Below are 19,173 nucleotides of genomic sequence, written 5' to 3' on the forward strand. Positions count from 1 at the left end.
ACGTCAGCGCGTGCGCCCCCGATCACGACAGCCAACGGCCCCGTCGCAGCACCCGCCGCAGTCCCAGTTCGTCGTCCACCACCAGAACGTCCGCGTACCGGCCGGGACACAGATCGCCGACCTCGGTCAGCCCCAGCGCGATCGCCGGGGTGAGGCTCGCCGCCCGCACCGCCTCGGCCAGCGATACCCCGCATTCCCGCACCGCCCAGGAGACGCCCTGGAGCAGATGCGAGGTGCCGCCCGCGATGGCGCCGTCCTCCGTCCGCGCCACGCCGCCGCCGACCTCCATCTCGCGCGCACCGAGCCGGTAGCGCCCGTCGGGCATTCCGGCGGCCCGCATGGCATCGGTGACCAGCGCGATCTGATCCTCCGCGACGGCGAAGACCATGGTGCCGAATCCGGCGTCCACATGGACTCCGTCACCGATCAACTCCACGACGATCTGCCCGCGAGAGGCGGCGGTGAGCGCGGCGGCGCCCGCACCGGACGCGCGATGGTGGATCGGCGGCATGCCATTGCCCACATGGGTTACCGAGGTGGCGAACCCATTGGGGCGCAGGGCCTTCGAGAAGGCGTCGAAGTCGGCCTCGCTGTGGCCGAGGGCCACCACCGCGCCACGGTCGGCGAGCATCCGGGCCACCGTGTCGAACCCGGGCAGTTCGGGGGCGAGTGTCATGACGCGCAGATGTCCGCCCGCGGCGTCGAGCAGTCGGGAGGTGAGTCGCGGATCGGGTGCGAGCAGGTGGCGCCGGTCGTGTGCGCCGCAGCGGGTGTCCGCCAGGAACGGCCCTTCGACGTGGATGCCGCCGATCATGCCGACGGCGGCGAGTTCGCGCAGCATGGCGACCTGCTCCACCATCTCGTCGGCGGGCGCGGAGACGATGCTCGCGAGAATCGTGGTGGTGCCCAGCGCGTGGTGGTATTCGGCGGCCGCCGTCGCCTCCTCGGCGTCGAGGGTGTCGAATCCGTGCCCTCCCCCGCCGTGGTTGTGCATGTCCACCAGGCCCGGCAGCAACGTGCCGACCGGCAGCGGGGTGGGCGAGTAGGGCCGCTGCGCCTTCCAATCGGTGAAGGATCGCACGGCGGTGATGCGTTCTCCGGAGACCGTCACCACACCGTCCTCGAACGGATATCCGGCGGAGACGACCCGGCCCCGCAGGTGCAACTCGAGATGTAGTTCGGCACTCACTGCGACGCCCCGTACTTCTTCGTATTCATGACATTCCCCCGTATTCGGCGAACGATGCGGTCCCCGACAGACCCGCATATGCGCCGAGAGACCCGATGCGTGCGTGGGGCGAATTCGCCACCCCGCACGATCGGGTCCGGGCGCACCGGATGAACCATACCGAGCAGTCCATCGGCGGGTGTGGCCACCACGTCCGATACCGCCACAGCGGCCCGCGGACCTCGGTCGAACCGGGCGCGCGCACCCGATGCCGAGCCATCCCGTGCATCCACCGTCTCCTCATCCCCTCCCACCGTATGCGCACAGCCACATCCGCACGCGCCCTTGGGAATACAACACCTCGGCGGTGACAAAGACCACCGGTGCCCCGATTGCGGTGCACCGACCGCCGACCGGTGGCGATCCGGTCGGACCGCACCGATCGTCGACCGACGCCGTGCAGCCCGCCGGAATGGACGAATGATCATGAACGGCGCTGCCGACAACGATCTCAGCCGGGGCGAATTTCGTTGCCAATCGGAGATATTCACGTAGCAGGATGGCCGCCGTGCTCCCGCTCCCAACCAAGAACCTGCTGCTGCGGGCCTGCCGCGGCCTGCCTCCCGACGACCATCCGGTGCTGCGGTACGCCGGCCTACTCGCGGATCTGCACGAGCGCCGCCTAGCCGCCCGCCCCGGCGCGACCTCCGCCATCGACCACCACCGCGCCCGCCTCGTGCACGATATCGACCGCTGGGTCGCCACCGCGTCGCCGAAGGCCGAGAGAGACGCTCGCCTGCACACCGAGACCGTCGGCACGGTCGTCGACCGCCTGGCCCAGTTCTCGGCGCTGGCCTATCTCACCCTGACCACCTGCCCCGACGAGGCCGTCCACGACGCCTCCACCCGCCTCACCGAACTCGCCACCGCCTACGAGGACCTCGCCCAGGACATCGCCGCGGGCCGCCGCCGCCTCCCCAACCTCCTGGTCGACAGCGAATACGAGTAGCCCGGCCGATCCGGCGGGCACCCACCCGGCCGCGCACGCCATCGGCGGCGCCCGCGAGGGGGTGGGCGCCGCCGACCGTGCGGCGGATGGGTCGAGGCATGGGCGACCCATCCGGTCGGCGGGCCGTGCGCGCGGCCCGGGTGAGCGCGCTGGGTAGGCAGCGCATGGGAGGCACCCACCCGTCATCCCGCAGCGCCCTGATGACCGACCCACCGACACTTCCAACCCTGCCCCGCCAACCTGGCCCTACCCCCAAGATCCCCTGTGAGTCCGCTGTGCACCGCTCGGCACCCGAACGGCACGCGACAGCGGAGGCGGCAGCCACGCACTGCCGACCGAACCCTCCCGCACGACGGTCGATGGAGCCGCGCGGCGCGCCCAGGCACCTCATGGAACCGCACCGAAAAGCGGGTGCGCGGCCGCGTGCGGCAGCGGGAACCGAGGTGCGGTGCATTCGCCTGCGGGGTGGGGGCTCAGGTGGGGCGGGTGCCCGGGAGTAAGGCGCGCACGGTGTCGATGGTGTCGGCTTGGGCGGGTTCCTTGTCGGGGCGGTAGCGGACCACACGGGCGAACCGCAGGGCCACGCCGCCGGTGTAGCGGGTGCTGGCCTGGACGCCGTCGATGGCGATCTCCACGACCAGTTCGGGGCGGAGGTAGACCGTGGTGCCGTCGCGGTCGCGTTCGTGACGCGGGAATTCAGCGGTCTGCCAGTGCAGCAGGGCATCGGTGAGGCCCTTGAAGGTCTTGCCGACCATGACCGGCTCGCCGCCGTCCGGGTCGCGGGCGCCGAGATGCAGGTTGGACAGGTATCCGGTGCGGCGGCCGTAACCCCATTCCGCGCCGAGGACGATGAGGTCCAGCGTGTGCGTGGGTTTGATCTTCTGCCAGGCGCGTCCGCGCCGCCCGGCGGCGTACACCGAATCCAGGGATTTGATCATGATCCCCTCGTGTCCGGCGGCCAGCGCACCGTCGAAGTACTCGGCGGCCGCCTCCGCGTCCGGGGTGATGAGCGCCGGAATGCTGTGTCCGGGAGCCACTTTCGTCAATGCGGCGCGTCGGTCCCGCAGCGGTGCGTCGAGCAGGTCGACCCCGTCCAGGTGCAGGCAGTCGAAGAAGTACGGGTGCAGCAGCAGATCGCGGGTCGAGTTCGCCTGCGCCAAGCCCGGATCGCTCGCCACCAGCGCCGGGTCGGAGGCGAAGCGACTCATGGTCTCCTGGAACGGACGGGGCCGCCCGGCATCGTTCAGCGCCAGCGTCTCGCCGTCGAGCACCACGCTGGTGCAATCCAATTCCCGCACCAGCCCGACCAATTCGGGCACCCCGGCGGTGATGTCGCGCAACGTGCGGGTGAACACCCACACCCGCTCACCGTCGCGGTGCACCTGAATCCGCGCCCCGTCCATCTTGTGCTCGACGCTCACCTCACCCTCGAACTCCGCCATGGCCGCGTCCAGCGCGGAGCCGGGCGAGGCCAGCATGGGTTGCAGCGGCCGTCCCACCTCCAGCCGGAACGCCGCGAGCGCCGCCGCCCCGCCGGTCGCGGCCGCCACCGCCGTCACCGGTAGCCGTCCGGACAGCATGTGCGCCCGCCGCACCGCCGCCACCGGGACCTCGAAGGCCGCCGCCACCGCCTCGGCGACCACCGCCGTCAGCGCCCCCTGCCGCAATTCCCCCGTCAGCAGCCGCAGCAGGAAATCCCGTTCCTCGGCGGTCGCCGCCGACAGCAGGTCCACCAGCAGTTCCCGCCGCCGCACCACCGATCCGGCCCCGGCGGTGGCGGCGAGTTCGCTCAGCACGCGATCCACCCCGCCGACCGTGAGGGTCGGCTCCGGCGCCGGGTCCACCGCGACAGCGGTCAGCGTGCGCCAGCCCGCCCCCACCCGCCCCTGCCGTAGATCACCCGAAACCCACGCCACCACCTGCGCCAATTCATCCACCGTCACCCGCTGGAGCAGCGCCGCGAGCGTGGCGATCTTGGACTTGCGCGAGGTGGTCGCGCGCACCGACGCCGACGCCCGCACCACTTCCGACAACAGCACGGATTCGACGGTAACCCGGGGGTGTGACAGATTGCTCAACAGTTCTGTGAAATTCCCATTGGCAGCCCTGCTAACCCGGCCTAACCTGGACATATGGCCAAGACTTACGTCGGGGCGCGCCTACGGCAGCTGCGCACCGAACGGGGGCTGAGCCAGGTCTCTCTCGCCAAGAAGCTGGAGATCTCGGCGAGCTACCTGAACCAGATCGAACACGATGTGCGTCCGCTCACCGTACCGGTGCTGCTGCGGATCAGCGAGGTGTTCGGCGTCGACGCCAGCTTCTTCTCCTCCCAGGACGACACCCGGCTCATCGCAGAACTCCAGGAAGTCGTGATGGACCAGGAACTCGGCATCGAGGCGGACGCCGCCGAGATCGCCGACATGGTGTCCGCGCACCCGACGCTGGCGCGCGCCATGGTGAATATGCACCGCCGCTACCGCAATACGACCGCGCAGCTGGCCGCCGCCACCGAGGACCGCTTCGCCGACGGCAGCGGCTCCGGAGCCATCTCCCGCCCGCACGAGGAGGTGCGCGACTTCTTCTATCAGCGGCAGAACTACATTCACGAATTGGACACCGCCGCAGAGGAACTCGCCACCCGTATGCGCTTCCACGGCGGCGATCTCAAACGCGAGATCGCCCGCCGCCTCACCACCGCGCACGGCGTGCAGATCGTGGAGCGCATCGACCTCGGCGAGGGCGTGCTGCACCGCTACGACGAGGAGAACCGCCGCCTGGAGATCGCGCCGCACCTGTCCGGCGGCCAGCGGGTTTTCAAGCTCGCCGCCGAACTCGGCTACCTGGAATGCGGCGAGCTCATCGAAAAGCTGGTCGAGGAAGGCAATTTCACCAACGACGAGACCCGTGTGCTGGCGAAGCTCGGACTGGCCAACTACTTCGCCGCCGCCACCGTGCTGCCCTACACGCATTTCCACGAGGTGGCCGAGGACTTCCGCTACGACATCGAGCGCCTGTCGGCCTTCTTCACGCAGAGTTACGAAACCATCTGTCACCGCCTGTCCACCCTGCAACGCCCCAAACTGCGCGGCGTCCCGTTCTCCTTCGTGCGTGTGGATCGCGCGGGCAATATGTCGAAACGGCAGTCCGCCACCGGTTTTCACTTCTCGTCGAGCGGCGGCACCTGCCCGCTGTGGAATGTGTACGAGACCTTCGCCTACCCGGGCCGCATCATGACGCAGATCGCCCAGATGCCCGACGGTCGCAAATATCTCTGGATCGCCCGCACGGTGGAGCGCCGCGCCACCCGCTACGGCGAGCCGAGCAAGACCTTCGCCATCGGCCTGGGGTGCGAACTGCGCCATGCCACGCGCGTGGTGTACGCCGACGGCCTGGATCTGCACGACCCCAAGGCCACCCCGATCGGCGCGGGCTGCCGGGTCTGCGAGCGCACCAACTGCCCGCAGCGCGCCTTCCCGCCGCTGGGCAAATCGCTCGACATCAGCGAGCACCGAAGTTCCATTTCTCCGTACGTGATTCTCTGACCAGGTAGGACCCGTTTTCTCACCGCGCGATCCGGCCGCGGTGAGGAAGAATTCACCCGTACGCAACCTGGGAAATCGGACAGACATCGAGAGACATTCGGGCGCAACACTTCCCGTTTACCGTTCACGCCACGAATACAGCCGCTGTATACGCGGCTCGTATTCGTCGCGGCATGTCACTTGCCGCGGTACACCGTGAAGTGAGAAGGGTCCGCCCCATGCAAGATTCTCGAGACCTCGGCCGAGATACGTCCCGGCGCCTGCGCAAGGCGATCGCCGTTCCGACCGCGGTGGCGCTGTCCGCGCTGCTGCTGGCCGGATGCGGCTCCCGGGACACCGATACGGCCTCGGGCTCCAATGCCACGTCCTGCGTAGACACCAGCGCCCCCACCATCAAGGTCGGGTCACTGCACTCGCTGACCGGCACCATGGCCATCAGCGAGGTCACCGTCGCCAACTCCACCAAGATGGCGGTCGACGAGATCAACGCCGCGGGCGGCGTGCTCGGCAAGCAGATCGAGCTGGTGCTCGAGGACGGCGCCTCGGACCCCAAGACCTTCGCGGAGAAGGCCGAGAAGCTGATCAGCTCCGACTGTGTGGCCGCGGTCTTCGGCGGCTGGACCTCGGCCAGCCGCAAGGCCATGAAGCCCAAGTTCGAATCGCTGAATTCGCTGCTCTACTACCCGGTTCAGTACGAGGGCCTGGAAGACAGCGAGAACATCTTCTACACCGGCGCCACCACCAATCAGCAGATCCTCCCGGCGCTGGACTACCTGAAGCAGCAGGGCATCACCTCGCTGTACCTGGTGGGCTCCGACTACGTCTTCCCGCAGACCGCCAACCGCGAGATCAAGGCGTGGGCCGAGGCCAACGGGATGGAGATCAAGGGCGAGGATTACGCGCCGCTGGGCTCCACCGACTTCTCCACCATCGTCAACAAGGTCCGCGGCGCGGGCGCGGGCGCGGTGTTCAACACCCTCAACGGTGATTCCAATGTCGCGTTCTTCCGCGAGTACGCCAATGCCGGCCTGAACGCCCAGACCATGCCGGTGGTCTCGGTCTCCATCGCGGAGGAGGAGGTGGCGGGCATCGGCGTGCAGAACATCGTCGGCCAGCTGACCTCGTGGAACTACTACCAGACACTGGACACCCCGGCGAACAAGAAGTTCGTCGACGCCTACAAGGCCGCCTTCGGCGCGGACAAGCCCACCTCCGACCCCATGGAGGCCGCCTACACCTCGGTCTACCTGTGGAAGAACACCGTCGAGAAGGCGAATTCCTTCGCGGTGGCCGATATCCAGGCCGCGGCCGACGGCGTGAGCTTCGATGCCCCCGAGGGCACGGTCGTGATCGACGGCGACAACCACCACATCACCAAGACCGCGCGCATCGGTGAGATCCGGGCCGACGGCCTCATCTACACGGTGTGGGACTCGGGTCAGCCGATCGTGCCGGACCCCTACCTGAAGTCCTACGACTGGGCCAAGGGCCTGAAGTAACCGACAGCCTTCGATGAGGGGCGGCCGGGCGTGGATTTCCGCGCCCGGCCGTAGAGGCGAAATCGAGGTATCGCAATGGATGTAGCTGTCGCACAGCTGTTCACGGGATTGAGCCTGGGCTCGATTCTGTTACTCGCCGCGCTCGGCCTGTCCCTGACCTTCGGTCAGATGGGCGTCATCAATATGGCACACGGCGAATTCATCATGGCCGGTTGCTACACGACCTTCGTCGTGCAACAGGTCATCTCCGCGACCGGCGTGGCGTTGATCGTCTCGCTGATCGTCGGATTCATCGTCGGCGGCCTGCTCGGCGCGGCCCTGGAGGCGGGCCTGATCCGCTTCATGTACGACCGTCCGCTGGACACCCTGCTGGTCACCTTCGGTGTCGGCCTGGTGTTACAGCAGTTGGCGCGCAATATCTTCGGCGCGCCCGCCAAGAACGTGGTCGCACCCGAATGGCTGACCGGCGGTATCGCCATCGCCGGGACGGTGGTCCCCAAGACCCGCATCTTCATCATGGTGCTGGCGGTGATCGCGGTGATCGCGCTCGCCGTCGCGCTCAAGGCCACCCCGCTCGGCCGACGCATCCGGGCCGTGGTCCAGAACCGCAGCCTCGCCGAGACTTCCGGCATCTCCAGCCGGTTCACCGACCTGTCCACCTTCTTCATCGGCTCCGGCCTCGCCGCCGTCGCCGGAGTGGCGCTCACCCTGATCGGCTCCACCAGCCCGACCATCGGGCAGAGCTATCTGGTGGACGCCTTCCTGGTGGTGGTGATCGGCGGCCTCGGGCAGATCAAGGGCACGGTCATCGCGGCCTTCGGGATGGGCCTGCTCAATTCGTTCATCGAATACTCCACCACCGCCTCGGTGGCGAAGGTGATCGTCTTCATCGTCATCGTCGTGTTCCTGCAGGTGCGCCCGCAGGGCCTGTTCACCGTCCGCACCAGGAGTCTCGCATGAGCAGCATCGGACGTTTCAGCGCGAATTCTTCCGTCAAACCACTGGCGGGCTTCGCCATCGCCGCCATTCTGCTGTTCGGCGTGGCACCGGTGGCGCTCAGCGATTTCCGGTTGAGCCTGCTGGCGAAGTTCCTGTGCTTCGCCATCGTCGCGGTCGGCATCGGCCTGGCCTGGGGGCGGGGCGGCATGCTCACCCTCGGGCAGGGCGTGTTCTTCGGCATCGGCGCGTACATCATGGCCATGCACATGCAGATGGCCGATGCCGCGCGCTCGGGTGAGGATGTGCCGGAGTTCATGGTGATCGCGGGCATCCCCGAATTGCCCTCGTACTGGCAGCCTTTCGCCTCGGCTCCGGTCGCGATCCTGAGCATTCTGGTGCTGCCCGCACTGCTCGCGGCGGCTCTCGGTTTCGGTGTGTTCAAGCGCCGGGTCAAGGGCGCGTACTTCGCCATCCTGAGTCAGGCGCTGGCCGCCGCGCTGGCCATCCTGCTCACCGGGCAGCAGACCATCGGCGGTTTCACCGGACTCAGCGACTTCCGCTCCTTCTTCGGATTCCGGCTCGACGATCCGGTGAACCGGCGGATGCTGTTCTTCATCGCGGCCGGTGCGCTGCTCGCGGTGGTCGCCATCGCGCGCCAGCTCATGCACAGCCGGTACGGCGAACTGCTGGTGGCGGTGCGCGATCAAGAGGAGCGGGTGCGCTTCCTCGGCTACGACCCGGCCAATATCAAGATCGTCGCGTATGTGGTGGCGGCCTTCTTCGCGGGGATCGCGGGGGCGCTGTTCACGCCCATCGTCGGCATCATCTCCCCGGCGGATATCGGGGTGGTGCCCTCCATCGCCTTCCTCATCGGCGTCGCCATCGGCGGGCGCACCACGCTGCTCGGTCCGGTGCTGGGCGCCATCGGCGTGGCGTGGGCGCAGACCACGTTCTCCGAGCAGTTCCCCTCCGGCTGGACGTATCTGCAGGGTGTGCTGTTCATCGTGGTGGTCGGCTTCCTGCCCGCCGGTCTGGCCGGATTCGGGCCGCTGGCGCGGCAGTTCGCGCAACGGGTGCGGCCCACGTCCCGGGCGACCGGCGACGCGGCGGCCTCGGACGCCGTTGTCGACGCCGGGACAACCACCGATGCTCCGGTCACGGGCGACCCCGAATCTCCGGCGGAGGAAGAGAAGGTGCAGGCACGATGACCACCGTCGCGCACGAACCCAAAATCGGCGGTAATGCCGGAATGGACAGCGAATACCTCGAAATCCGGGGACTGTCGGTGAGTTTCGACGGCTTCAAGGCCGTCTCCGATGTGGACCTGACCGTGCTGCAGGGCGATCTGCGCTTCCTCATCGGCCCCAACGGCGCGGGCAAGACCACGCTCATCGACGCCATCACCGGACTGGTCCCGGCCACCGGCTCGGCGCAGAAGTCCGGCCGGGAACTCATCGGCCGCAAGGTGCACCAGATCGCCCGGATGGGTGTGGGCCGCACCTTCCAGACCGCGAGCGTCTTCGAACAGCTCACGGTGCTGCAGAACCTGGATATCGCGGCAGGGGCCGGGCGGTCGGCGCTCACCCTGCTGCGACGACGCAAGTTGGTGCTGCCCGCCATCGAAGAGGCTTTGGAGACAACGGGTTTGACCGCCTTGCGGGACAAGCCCGCCGGCGTGCTCGCGCACGGACAGAAGCAGTGGCTGGAGATCGGCATGCTGCTGGTGCAGAACGCCTCCGTGCTGCTGCTCGACGAACCCGTCGCCGGCATGAGCGCCGAGGAGCGCGAAGAGACCGGAAACCTGCTGCGCCGCATCGGCGGTGACCGCGTAGTGGTCGTGGTGGAGCACGATATGGACTTCATGCGCTCCTTCGCCACCTCGGTGACGGTGCTGGCCGGGGGCCGGGTGCTCTCCGAGGGCACCGTGGCCGAGGTGCAGGACGACCCCAAGGTGCAGGAGGTGTACCTCGGCACCGCCACGGCGGCCGAGCACTCCGCCGCCACCGAGTCCGAGGAGGCACGCTGATGCTCGAACTAGCCGACATCCACACCGGATACGGGCGCACCGAAGTGATTCACGGGGTGTCTCTGACGGTTCCGGACGACGGGGTGGTCGCCATCATGGGCCACAACGGCGCCGGGAAGACCTCGCTGCTGCGCGCCGCCGTGGGCCTGCTGCCGACCAAGTCGGGACGGATCATCTTCGACGGCAAGGACATCACCAAGCTGCCGCCCTCCAAGCGGGTGCGCCACGGCATCGCCTACGTGCCGCAGGGGCAGCAGTCGTTCGGGCAGCTCTCCACCATGGAGAACCTCCAGGTGGTGGCGGACGGGCGCAAGCGCGGCAAGGAACTCGTCGCCGAGGCGCTGGACCTGTTCCCGGCACTGCGCGAGCTGCTGACCCGCAAGGCCGGGCTGCTCTCCGGCGGCCAGCGCCAGCAGCTGGCCATCGCCCGCGCGCTGATCACCGAGCCGAAACTGCTCATCCTCGATGAGCCCACCGAGGGCATCCAGCCGTCGGTGGTGGCCGAGATCGAGCGCACCATCCTCGATCTCACCCGACGCGGTGGATTGAGCGTGCTGCTGGTCGAGCAACACATCGGCTTCGCGCTGCAGGCCGCCCAGCAGTACTACGTACTGCGGTCCGGACGGATCACCTCATCCGGCGCGGGCGGCGCGGGAGCCGAAACCGACGTCCGCACGGCCATGGCCATCTGATCGGGCATACGGCATGGCGCGCAGGGGGCGTATTCCGTTGTCCGAGCGGGTGTACCGGGCGCTGCAGGGCGACCTGGCGGCGGGGGTGCTGGTGCCGACCGAACGACTCCGCGAGGAACGCCTCGCGGAGATCTACGGGGTATCCCGCACCCCCGTCCGCGAGGCCCTGGCGCGGCTGCTCGCCGACGGCCTGATCGAGCGGCTGCCGGACGGGCTCTACCCGTACCGGCCCCGCCTCGACGAACTGGCGGACCTGTACGAGCTGCGAATCCTGCTGGAATCGCACGGCATTCACCGGCTCCGCACGAGCGAACCGGTCGGCGTCGCGGCGGAGCCGAACCCGGTCGCGACCACCGTCGCCGCCGAGACGGTAGGGGGACCCGCCGCCAAGGCGATAGGGCGACCCGCCGCCAAGACGATAGGGCGACCCGCCGCCAAGACGGTTGGGCGGCCCGCCGCCAAGACGGTTGGGCGGCCCGCCGCCAAGACGGTTGGGCGGCCCGCCGCCGCGGGACCACCGGCGCGAACCACCGCCCCGCCGTCCGAACAGCCCGCCGTCACCGAACCGCCGAAGCAGTACGCAACCGCCGAGTCGGCGGCACACCCCGCTGTCGCCGACACAGCGGCACACCTCACGGCTGCGGAACGGGTGGCCGGGCCTGCCGTCGAACCGGAGGCCGAGCCGGGCACGGCCGTGGCCGCCACGACACGCGAGCAGCTCGCCGCAGCCGGTGGTTCCACCACGGCGAGAACCACGCGCGCGGAGCCGGTCCGCCGGACGCCGCCCGAACCCACCCCGTCGGTACGCGCCGTCGATACTGCGGAAGAGTTCCAAGCGGGGGTAGTTCACCCGACGACGAGCTCGGGAAGCCCACCGAGGGCACGGGGGGCACGGCCGCGCTACGACGCGGCGATGATCGAACGGGAGCTGGAGATCTGGCAGGATCTGCGCGCGTATCCGCCGCCACCGGGGGCGGAGCTCATAGCCGCCGACGAGCGCTTCCACTCCCGGCTGCTCGCGGCCTCCGGCAACGCCGCCCTCGCCGACGCGCTGGCGACAGTACACGCGCGGGTGCGGCCGATCCGGGCCCTGGACATCCCCACCCCGGAGCGGATCGCCGTCATGACCGCCGAGCACATCGCCATCGCGGAGCGGTTGCTCGCGGGCGATCTCGACCAGGGGCTGTCGGTGCTGGTCGCACACATCACCACCTCGCGCGACCATGTGCTGGCCCGCGCCGAGCACGCGCTGCGACTGACGAAACTGGCCCGCGCACTGCGTGATTGAGCCAAAGGTTACCGGTTGGTAGTCGCTGGCTGGGACAGTTTGTTAGCGTGTGGCATGGTGTCGAATCAGCCGCGTATCGCTCCCGGCCGTTTCCGAGAGCTGGGCCCCGTCAACTGGTTGGTCTGGCAGATCATCTCCCGCGCCGCGGGCACCGACGACGCGCACCTGTTCAGCACCCTCGGCCAGGCCAAGGGTCTGTTCCGCGGCTGGCTGCACTACTCCGGGCGGCTCATGCCGGGCGGCTCCCTGCCCCGCTACGACACCGAACTGGTGATCCTGCGCGTCGCCCATCTGCGCGACTGCGAATACGAGACCGACCATCACATCCGGTTGGGCAAGCGCGCGGGCATCACCCAGGAGATCCTCGAGCGCCTGCGCCGCGGCCCCGCCGACGAAGGCTGGAACGCCAAGGAGCGCGCACTGCTCACCGCCGTCGACCAAGTCGTCACCACCCGCGATCTCGACGATGCCGCGTGGAAGTCACTGGCGGAGCACTACTCCGAACCCGAACTCATCGAATTCGTGCTTCTCGTCAACCAGTACGAGGGCCTGGCCAGCACCATCACCGCACTGCGCATCCAGCCCGATCACTGACACGAGCCCTGGGGCACGGTCGGGTGATCGGCCACCGCCCGCGGCGCGCTGTCTGCGTCGGACTCCATGGTCGCGGGCGGCCCGGTCCGATTCGGTCCGGTCGACGCCAGGAAGCCCCGCGATCGGTGTGGTCCGCGGCGGTCGCAGCGCGCCGAATCCAGGCTGCGCGGAGAAGCTGACCCGGTGGGCTGGTGCACAACCTTCGTTCACAGCACCTCGTAGGAGGCGCTCACCGCGCGACCGCGCCGCGCAGCTTCCGCCGGGCCGACGGCGCGATCAGCGGCCGGTGAAGAAAGCGTCAGCCGCCTCGAACGTGGCCTCCGGGGCCTCCAGTTGCGGCCAGTGGCCGATCCGGTCCAGGGAGACCACATCCGGGTCCGGCACCACCTCGCGGTAGCGCGCGGCCATGTGCGCACCCGAATTGGGATCGACCGCGCCATTGATGAACCGCAGCGGCACGACGGCTTTGGCCAGCGGCTCCACCCAGCGCTCGCGGTACCGCACCCGTTCCAGGGTGAAGCGGCCGACCTTGTGGTTCACCCAGCGTCCGTGGTTGTACTCGACGATGTCGAGGAAGTCGCGCATATCGGCGGCGCTGGGCTTGGTGGCGGGACCGAACACCTCGCGCACGGCCAGTCGCAGCAGCGGCGGCGGCAGCAGCGGGCCGAGGACATCGCCCGCGGGCGACGACAGCACCCGCTGCACCAGGCGGGGACGATAGACCTCCGGGAAGAGACCGCCATTGAGGAACGCCACCGCGCGAATCCGCGGCAGCGACGGATCGGTGATACGGCGGGCCAGCATCTCCTGCACCACACTGACTCCCAGATCGTGCGCCAGGATCAGCACCTCGTCGAACCCCTGCGCCCGCAGCAGCGCCTCGTGCATGTCGGCGTGCTCGAGCACGCTGTAGTGATGCCGAAGCGGCTTGTCGGAGAAGCCCATTCCCAACATGTCCGGCGCGAGCACGTCGTAACGCTCGGTGAGCCGGAACCAGATGCGGTGCCAGTCGAAGGAATTGAACGGATAGCCGTGGACCAGCAACAGGGCCGGGCCCCGGCCGGACCGCCGATAGAACACGCGGTATCCAGAGAACGGGAAGAACTTTCCCGCCGTGAGCCAGTGTTCGAGTTCCGCTCGCACGACCCCTCCAGTCCTGTCGCGCCCCGAGTAGTCGCCCGGACAGCCATTGCACCGCACACCGCACCGGCCGGCAAGCGGATGTGAGAAGTCAGTCGCTTCGCGGCTTTCCGCGACGGACGGCTCGCCCGTGGGGCACCATGTCAGCGGTCCGAGGGCCGCTCGATGAGTGCGGCCAGGCCGTCCAGCACCCGCGCCAGACCGAATTCGTACGCGTGGTCGGCGCTGTAGGCGGCGTCGTGGGCCTGCCCGGCCGCGGCTCCCACCCGGGCGGCGAGCGGATAGCGTTCGGCGTCGAACACACGCTCGAGCACCGGTGCGGCCCGCTCCCACCATTCGTGATCGCTCATTCCGCTGTCCGCGGCGGCATTTCGGGTGTCGATCGCGATGCGCGCCACGGAATGCACGAATCCGAGCACATGGGTCAGGGCGGAGTCCATCTCCAGATCGGTGAGCCCGAGACCGTCGAAGGCACTCAACTCGTGCTCGTACTTCGCCGCCACGCCCGGACCGAGCGGCGGCCGGGTGGTCGGCACATAGGCCACCCACGGGTGCGCGGCGAGCATCGCCCGGTTCTCCGCCGCGATGGCGGAAACCCTTTCGCGCCAGGGCTTTCCGGCTGTGTCGCCGCGTTCCATGCGCAGGTAGACGGTATCGAGCATGAGGTCGAGCAGTTCCGCCTTGCCCGGCACATAGGTGTAGGTGGCCATGGGTGTGAGTCCCAGCCGGGCCGCCACCGAGCGCATGGTGAGCGCGCCCAAGCCCTCGGCATCGGCGATCTCGACGGCCGCCGCCACCACCGCGTCCACGGTCGTGCGCTGTTTCGGGCCGCGCGTCGGGCCGCCCCGACCGGGTTCACGCCACAGCAGTTCGAGGGTGCGCGCCGGATCGCCCGCACTGCTCCGCTCTCCCATTCCGAGCACCACCTCCACCCGGGATCGTATCCCTGTGACGCGCATCACGATGCGCGCGGCCGGAAATTTCCGTACAAAGTACAGCGTACTAAGTATAGAGTAAGTCGGCGCACCGAGGAGGACCCATGAAAATCACCGCTTCCGCCATCTCCCTGAATGTGCCGGACCCGCGGGCGTCGGCCCGATTCCTCATCGACCACTTCGGCTTCGCCGAGGAGATGTCGGCCGAGGGATTCGTCTCGCTCAGTCGCCCCGACGCCGGGTTCAACATCATCTACCTGCGCACCGGCCTGTCCACCTTCAAGCCGGAGCGCATCGCCGGCAGCGCGGGCCAAGGGCTGCTGGTGGCCTTCGTCGTCGACGACATCGACGCCGAATACGAGCGCGTGCGCGGCGAGGGCGTGGAGATCGTGACACCCATCGAAACCGAGGAGTGGGGTGAGCGCTACTTCCAGGCGCTCGACCCCAACGGCATCGTCATCCAACTCGTGCAGTGGGTCTGAACCGCAGTTGACCCGACCAGCAGTGAGTCCGAACAGCAGTGAGTCCGAACAGCAGTGAGTCCGAACAGCAGTGAGTCCGAACAGAGGAGAGTCCATGACCACCATGCCGGCGCGCAGCGAATTCACCCCCTCCCCCGCGGATGTGGCGGAGGTACTGGCCTGGTTCGACCGCTACGACGCCTACGCCCGGGCGCGTGACATCGAAGCCATGGCCGATACCGCCATGTACCCGCTCAACGAGGTCACCGATGGGCGCGCGGAGTCCTGCACCCGCGAGCAGTACGTCGCACAGTTGACCGAACAACTCGGCGACAGCGGCGAGGTCACCATGGAATCCACGCGCACACCGCATTTCGTGAACGAGAACCTGGTCTTCGTGATCACGGACGCGACCATCACGGTCGGCGACTTCAGCCAGCAGGTGCGCTACGGCGACCTACTGGTGAAGTGCCGGGACGAGTGGAAGTTCCAGACCATGGTGCAGGGCGGCTGGGCCTAGCCCAGCGCCGCGCGGAACACCTCGACGGCGGGCGTGGAGGCGCGGCCGAGCAGCTTGTGCAGGTCACCGCTGTCGACATCGAGGATGCCGGTGGCGATACCGGCATCGGCGTCGGCCAGCGCCTGGGCGTAGCCCGCGGGCAGACCGGCCTTTTCGAGCGCGGCCGCGTAGTCCGCCTGCGCCAGGTTCTGGTAGCGCACCGGCTTGCCCGCGGCCACCGAGATGGCCTGTGCCAGCTCGGCGTAGGTGAGCCGCTCGTCGCCGCCCAGTTCGTACACCCGCCCGGCGTGACCGTCGGTGGTGAGCACCTGGGCGGCGGCCTCGGCGTAGTCGGCGCGGGCGGCTCCGGCCACCCGGCCCTCGCCCGCCGCGCCGTGCAGCACACCGGATTCCACGGCGTGCGCCAGGCCGCCGGTGTAGTTCTCCCAGTACCAGCCGTTGCGCAGCAGGACGGTCGGCACGGTCGCCGCGGCCAGTACCGCCTCGGTGCCGCGATGCTCCTGCGCGAGGATCAGCTCATTGCGTTCGGCATGCGGAATGCTGGTGTAGGCGAGCAGTTCCACCCCGGCGCGCTCGGCGGCGCGAATCACGTTGGTGTGCTGCTGCACTCGCTTGCCGAACTCGTTGCCCGACACCAGCAGCACCCGGTCCACCCCGGTCAGTGCGGCATCCAGCGCGGCCGGATCGTCGTACGAGGCCGCGCGCACCTGCGCGCCGCGCTCGGCCAGATCGGCCACCTTGGCCGGATCGCGCACCACGGCGACGACCGGCTCTCCCCTGCGCAGCAGCGCCTCGACGACGAGACGACCCAGCTGACCACTGGCTCCGGTGACTGCGACGGTCATGACTTACCTCCAGGTTGACGGGAATGAACTACCGTTTCGAGCTGTACTAACTATTAGTAAGTACTAGCTATTCCCGCAATACAAGAAGAGGCGAAAGGATGAGTAATCTCGACCCCATGACCACCCGGCAACCGGACCCCGACCCCACCCTGGAAGCCGACGTCTTCGCGCGAAACTGCGCCTCCCGCCCCGTACTCCAGAACGTGGCAAGCCGCTGGGGCGTCCTCGCACTGGTCGCCCTGCGCGCGGGTCCCTACCGCTTCAGCGCGCTACGCCGCCGCGTCGACGGCATCAGCGAACGGATGCTCTCCCAGACCCTGCAGACCCTGGAACGCGACGGCATGATCCACCGCGAGGTCCAGCAGTCCATCCCCCCGCACGTGGAATACACCCTCACCGAACTCGGAGCGACGGTGGCCGAACAACTCGAGGGGCTCATCCACATCCTGGAATCGAATATCGACCGGATCACGGCCGCCCAGGCCGAGTACCACCGGGAGTGACGCCCGGCCACCGCCACCGCTCACTGCCGCGCGGCCGCCTCCGCCGCGATCTGCTCGAACTGCTCCCCCATGCGCGCGGCGAGGACCTGTGCACCCGACAGCGGCCGCACCATCACCATGAAGTCGTCGATCCTGCCGTCGGCGTCGAAACGCAGAAAATCGCATCCGGTGATCCGCTTGCCGTCCACGGTCGCCTCGAACACGAACGCGTGATCGCGCCCGTTCCCATCCGCGATCTCCCGCACGTAGCGGAAGTCCTCGAACACCCGCAGCACCGCGCGCAGAATGGCCGCGGTGATCGCCTTGCCCGGATACGGCTTGAACGCCACCGGACTGGTGAACACCACATTGTCGGCCAACAGCGCCTCGATCGCGTCCACATCGCGCGCCTCCACGGCCGCCCGGAAGGGATGCATACCGCCCACCTCTCATACTCAACCAGTTGCATATGAGACGGTAGCGAGGTGCGGGGCGCCGCGCCACGGATTGCCGAGACCCCTCGAATCGGCTGACCGCGGTCAGGACGACGGCCGGCGGATCTCGCGCGGTCCGGCGCTCTCGGCGAACATCACCCGGTCCCACCAGGAGGCCAACGGGCTCGGCTCCGGCCAGACCACCCGATCCTGACGACGGTCGTTGCGGTCCGGTGCGGCGGTATCACTCATCTCGATCCTCCCGATCCCGATCCGGCGCCGCTGCGCCGGCCGTGTGCGTCCACGATCACCCGCCGGGGCGGTGCGCCGCAGGGGCCGAAGGTCCACATCCCGGTACCCGGATGTCACCCACGGGTGGAACACATGGCCTGTCGACTCCGGCGGACCCCCGCGGCCACAACGCAATTCGCCCTCCAGCCGAGCCCGCACACCGGCCCGTCCCGGTGTCAGTGGCGCTGTCAGCCAGGTGTCAGGCCCGTATCAGTCGCCCCGGCGACAGTAGGTACATCGAACACAGCGACCGGGACACACCCGGCGAACCGAAGGAGTGCACCACCATGACCGCCACCGCCACCCTCACCGACCACGACCAGGCCACCGTCCGCACCGCCGCCTACGGCGCAGTGGCCCTGATGGCCGCCGCCGGCGCACCGCACAAGGGCATCAGCCACGGCTCCACCGCCCTGACCTCGGCCACCGGTCTGGTCGGCCACGTACTCGCCGCCAAGTCCCGCGACATCCAACTCCCCGGCAAGACCACGGCCGACCTCGCCGACCAGGTGCTGCCCGCCCTGACCGCGGCCGTCCGCCTGCTCGGCGCCCACTCCCCCACCGAGGCCGCCAACTTCCGCGACACCGTCCTGGTCGCCGTGGACGCCGCCGCCCGCGCCGGCAAGGGAGAACCGAGTCCCGCGGTCGCCGCCATGGGCCGCAAGATCGTGGCGGCCCTCGACGCCGCGTGAGGTGTCCAACGAGCGCGTCACGGGTTCACATCCGAGCCCGTGACGCATTCACCCGACAGCCTTGCGACGTCGGAATACGTTGATCGGCCACCGGAATAGGGCATTCACCTGATTGCCCCGAGACCTACTGTCTGACAACCTGCTTGGACATATCGACACAATGCGAGGAGCCGACTCTTGGCGAAGAATCTTCGGACCCTGATTTCCACCGCCATCGGGCTGGCCGCCGTGGGCATGGTCTCGACCGCGCCGCAGGCGGCAGCGGAAATCGGGGCCCGGGTCGTGATCGCGGGTGGCGGGCTCAGCAATGGGTTCGGGACCGGGTGCGCATACGAGGTGGTGGCGACCGGCGACACCGGCGCCGGGATGGATTTCTACGACAACGGCGTGTGGTTCGCCGCGACCCCGGCGGCCCCCGAACCGAAGACACACGTAGCCACCTGGATTCCGGCCACACCCGGAACGCACACCATCCGGGTTACCCAGAACGGAGCCGCCAAGGACATTGTCCTCACGGTCGGCACCGGCATCAACGCGGGCAGCTCCTGCCTGGTCATCTAGCAGACACGGCCGCTCGACGGGGGGAGCGCGTCACGGGTTCACGCCCGAACCCACA

Annotated in this window: 21 protein-coding genes and 1 pseudogene; 15 read left to right on the plus strand and 7 right to left on the minus strand. The window is 68.7% G+C overall.

All coding sequences use genetic code 11. The annotated features are described in order from the left end of the window. Positions 1 to 22 precede the first annotated feature (22 nt). A complete protein-coding gene (locus QJS31_RS15965; protein ID WP_244961487.1) occupies positions 23 to 1,189 on the minus strand; it encodes an N-acetylglucosamine-6-phosphate deacetylase in 1,167 nt (388 codons plus the stop codon). 547 nt (positions 1,190 to 1,736) lie between these two features. Between QJS31_RS15965 and QJS31_RS15970 the strand changes: the two genes are divergently transcribed. Continuing rightward, on the plus strand, positions 1,737 to 2,177 hold the full coding sequence (locus tag QJS31_RS15970; protein ID WP_282786247.1) for a DUF4254 domain-containing protein: 441 nt from the start codon (positions 1,737 to 1,739) through the stop codon (positions 2,175 to 2,177). 473 nt (positions 2,178 to 2,650) lie between these two features. Here the strand turns inward: QJS31_RS15970 and QJS31_RS15975 are convergent, their stop codons facing one another. Further along, positions 2,651 to 4,216: an ATP-dependent DNA ligase gene (locus tag QJS31_RS15975; RefSeq protein WP_306357035.1), complete on the minus strand. Its 1,566-nt coding sequence runs from the start codon at positions 4,214 to 4,216 to the stop codon at positions 2,651 to 2,653. Positions 4,217 to 4,309: 93 nt separating this feature from the next. On the opposite strand from QJS31_RS15975, the gene ramB reads away from it, so the two are divergent. The 9 genes and pseudogenes from ramB to QJS31_RS16020 all read left to right on the plus strand — a co-directional run bounded on the left by ramB (position 4,310) and on the right by QJS31_RS16020 (position 12,757). After that, entirely contained in the window at positions 4,310 to 5,719 is a 1,410-nt protein-coding gene (ramB, locus tag QJS31_RS15980) for an acetate metabolism transcriptional regulator RamB (RefSeq protein ID WP_282776885.1), read from the plus strand. A 218-nt stretch (positions 5,720 to 5,937) separates the two neighbouring features. Beyond that, positions 5,938 to 7,218: an urea ABC transporter substrate-binding protein gene (gene urtA / locus QJS31_RS15985; RefSeq protein ID WP_282776884.1), complete on the plus strand. Its 1,281-nt coding sequence runs from the start codon at positions 5,938 to 5,940 to the stop codon at positions 7,216 to 7,218. Between the two features lie 75 nt (positions 7,219 to 7,293). Continuing rightward, positions 7,294 to 8,178, plus strand: coding sequence for an urea ABC transporter permease subunit UrtB (urtB, locus tag QJS31_RS15990; protein WP_282776883.1), 885 nt, complete (start codon positions 7,294 to 7,296; stop codon positions 8,176 to 8,178). After that, positions 8,175 to 9,365, plus strand: a complete 1,191-nt coding sequence (gene urtC / locus QJS31_RS15995; protein ID WP_282776881.1) for an urea ABC transporter permease subunit UrtC — start codon at positions 8,175 to 8,177, stop codon at positions 9,363 to 9,365. The genes urtB and urtC overlap by 4 nt, the downstream gene beginning before the upstream one ends. Next, positions 9,362 to 10,183, plus strand: coding sequence for an urea ABC transporter ATP-binding protein UrtD (urtD, locus tag QJS31_RS16000; RefSeq protein WP_306357036.1), 822 nt, complete (start codon positions 9,362 to 9,364; stop codon positions 10,181 to 10,183). The genes urtC and urtD overlap by 4 nt, the downstream gene beginning before the upstream one ends. Further along, the gene (gene urtE, locus QJS31_RS16005) at positions 10,183 to 10,875 is read left to right on the plus strand and encodes an urea ABC transporter ATP-binding subunit UrtE (RefSeq protein ID WP_282776877.1); all 693 of its coding nucleotides are present in this window, start codon (positions 10,183 to 10,185) and stop codon (positions 10,873 to 10,875) included. Before urtD ends, urtE begins: the two co-directional genes overlap by 1 nt. 13 nt (positions 10,876 to 10,888) lie before the next feature. Continuing rightward, positions 10,889 to 11,188, plus strand: a pseudogene (locus QJS31_RS16010) (GntR family transcriptional regulator); the annotation flags it as partial. Between the two features lie 105 nt (positions 11,189 to 11,293). Next, positions 11,294 to 12,163: an FCD domain-containing protein gene (locus QJS31_RS16015; RefSeq protein ID WP_372341799.1), complete on the plus strand. Its 870-nt coding sequence runs from the start codon at positions 11,294 to 11,296 to the stop codon at positions 12,161 to 12,163. Positions 12,164 to 12,217: 54 nt separating this feature from the next. After that, positions 12,218 to 12,757, plus strand: coding sequence for a carboxymuconolactone decarboxylase family protein (locus QJS31_RS16020; RefSeq protein WP_282776875.1), 540 nt, complete (start codon positions 12,218 to 12,220; stop codon positions 12,755 to 12,757). 276 nt (positions 12,758 to 13,033) lie between these two features. On the opposite strand, the gene QJS31_RS16025 is transcribed toward QJS31_RS16020, so the two are convergent. Together QJS31_RS16025 and QJS31_RS16030 are read right to left on the minus strand one after the other, a co-directional pair. Further along, the gene (locus QJS31_RS16025; protein ID WP_282776873.1) at positions 13,034 to 13,900 is read right to left on the minus strand and encodes an alpha/beta fold hydrolase; all 867 of its coding nucleotides are present in this window, start codon (positions 13,898 to 13,900) and stop codon (positions 13,034 to 13,036) included. A 140-nt stretch (positions 13,901 to 14,040) separates the two neighbouring features. Further along, on the minus strand, positions 14,041 to 14,811 hold the full coding sequence (locus QJS31_RS16030; protein ID WP_282776870.1) for a TetR/AcrR family transcriptional regulator C-terminal domain-containing protein: 771 nt from the start codon (positions 14,809 to 14,811) through the stop codon (positions 14,041 to 14,043). 125 nt (positions 14,812 to 14,936) lie between these two features. Between QJS31_RS16030 and QJS31_RS16035 the strand changes: the two genes are divergently transcribed. Together QJS31_RS16035 and QJS31_RS16040 are read left to right on the plus strand one after the other, a co-directional pair. Next, positions 14,937 to 15,314, plus strand: coding sequence for a VOC family protein (locus QJS31_RS16035; RefSeq protein WP_306357037.1), 378 nt, complete (start codon positions 14,937 to 14,939; stop codon positions 15,312 to 15,314). A 94-nt stretch (positions 15,315 to 15,408) separates the two neighbouring features. After that, positions 15,409 to 15,813 carry a nuclear transport factor 2 family protein gene (locus tag QJS31_RS16040; RefSeq protein WP_282776866.1) on the plus strand — a complete coding sequence of 135 codons (405 nt, stop codon included), beginning with the start codon at positions 15,409 to 15,411 and terminating at the stop codon, positions 15,811 to 15,813. Here the strand turns inward: QJS31_RS16040 and QJS31_RS16045 are convergent. Continuing rightward, positions 15,810 to 16,658, minus strand: a complete 849-nt coding sequence (locus QJS31_RS16045) for an SDR family oxidoreductase (RefSeq protein ID WP_306357038.1) — start codon at positions 16,656 to 16,658, stop codon at positions 15,810 to 15,812. The genes QJS31_RS16040 and QJS31_RS16045 overlap by 4 nt on opposite strands. 98 nt (positions 16,659 to 16,756) lie before the next feature. On the opposite strand from QJS31_RS16045, the gene QJS31_RS16050 reads away from it, so the two are divergent. Further along, complete coding sequence (locus QJS31_RS16050; RefSeq protein WP_051037803.1) at positions 16,757 to 17,161, plus strand: helix-turn-helix domain-containing protein; 405 nt, start codon at positions 16,757 to 16,759, stop codon at positions 17,159 to 17,161. A 20-nt stretch (positions 17,162 to 17,181) separates the two neighbouring features. Here QJS31_RS16050 and QJS31_RS16055 read toward each other — a convergent pair whose 3' ends face one another. Then, positions 17,182 to 17,577, minus strand: coding sequence for a nuclear transport factor 2 family protein (locus tag QJS31_RS16055; protein ID WP_306357039.1), 396 nt, complete (start codon positions 17,575 to 17,577; stop codon positions 17,182 to 17,184). Between the two features lie 102 nt (positions 17,578 to 17,679). Further along, complete coding sequence (locus QJS31_RS16060) at positions 17,680 to 17,826, minus strand: hypothetical protein (protein WP_282776859.1); 147 nt, start codon at positions 17,824 to 17,826, stop codon at positions 17,680 to 17,682. A 326-nt stretch (positions 17,827 to 18,152) separates the two neighbouring features. On the opposite strand from QJS31_RS16060, the gene QJS31_RS16065 reads away from it, so the two are divergent. Both QJS31_RS16065 and QJS31_RS16070 read left to right on the plus strand, forming a co-directional pair. After that, positions 18,153 to 18,557 (plus strand): hypothetical protein, encoded by a 405-nt coding sequence (locus QJS31_RS16065; protein ID WP_282776857.1) that lies wholly within the window; start codon positions 18,153 to 18,155, stop codon positions 18,555 to 18,557. Positions 18,558 to 18,734: 177 nt separating this feature from the next. Beyond that, positions 18,735 to 19,118 (plus strand): hypothetical protein, encoded by a 384-nt coding sequence (locus QJS31_RS16070; protein WP_282776855.1) that lies wholly within the window; start codon positions 18,735 to 18,737, stop codon positions 19,116 to 19,118. The last annotated feature ends 55 nt before the right edge of the window (positions 19,119 to 19,173 follow it).

The sequence above is a fragment of the Nocardia sp. CC213A genome (assembly GCF_030766805.1).
Lineage (GTDB): Bacteria > Actinomycetota > Actinomycetes > Mycobacteriales > Mycobacteriaceae > Nocardia > Nocardia otitidiscaviarum.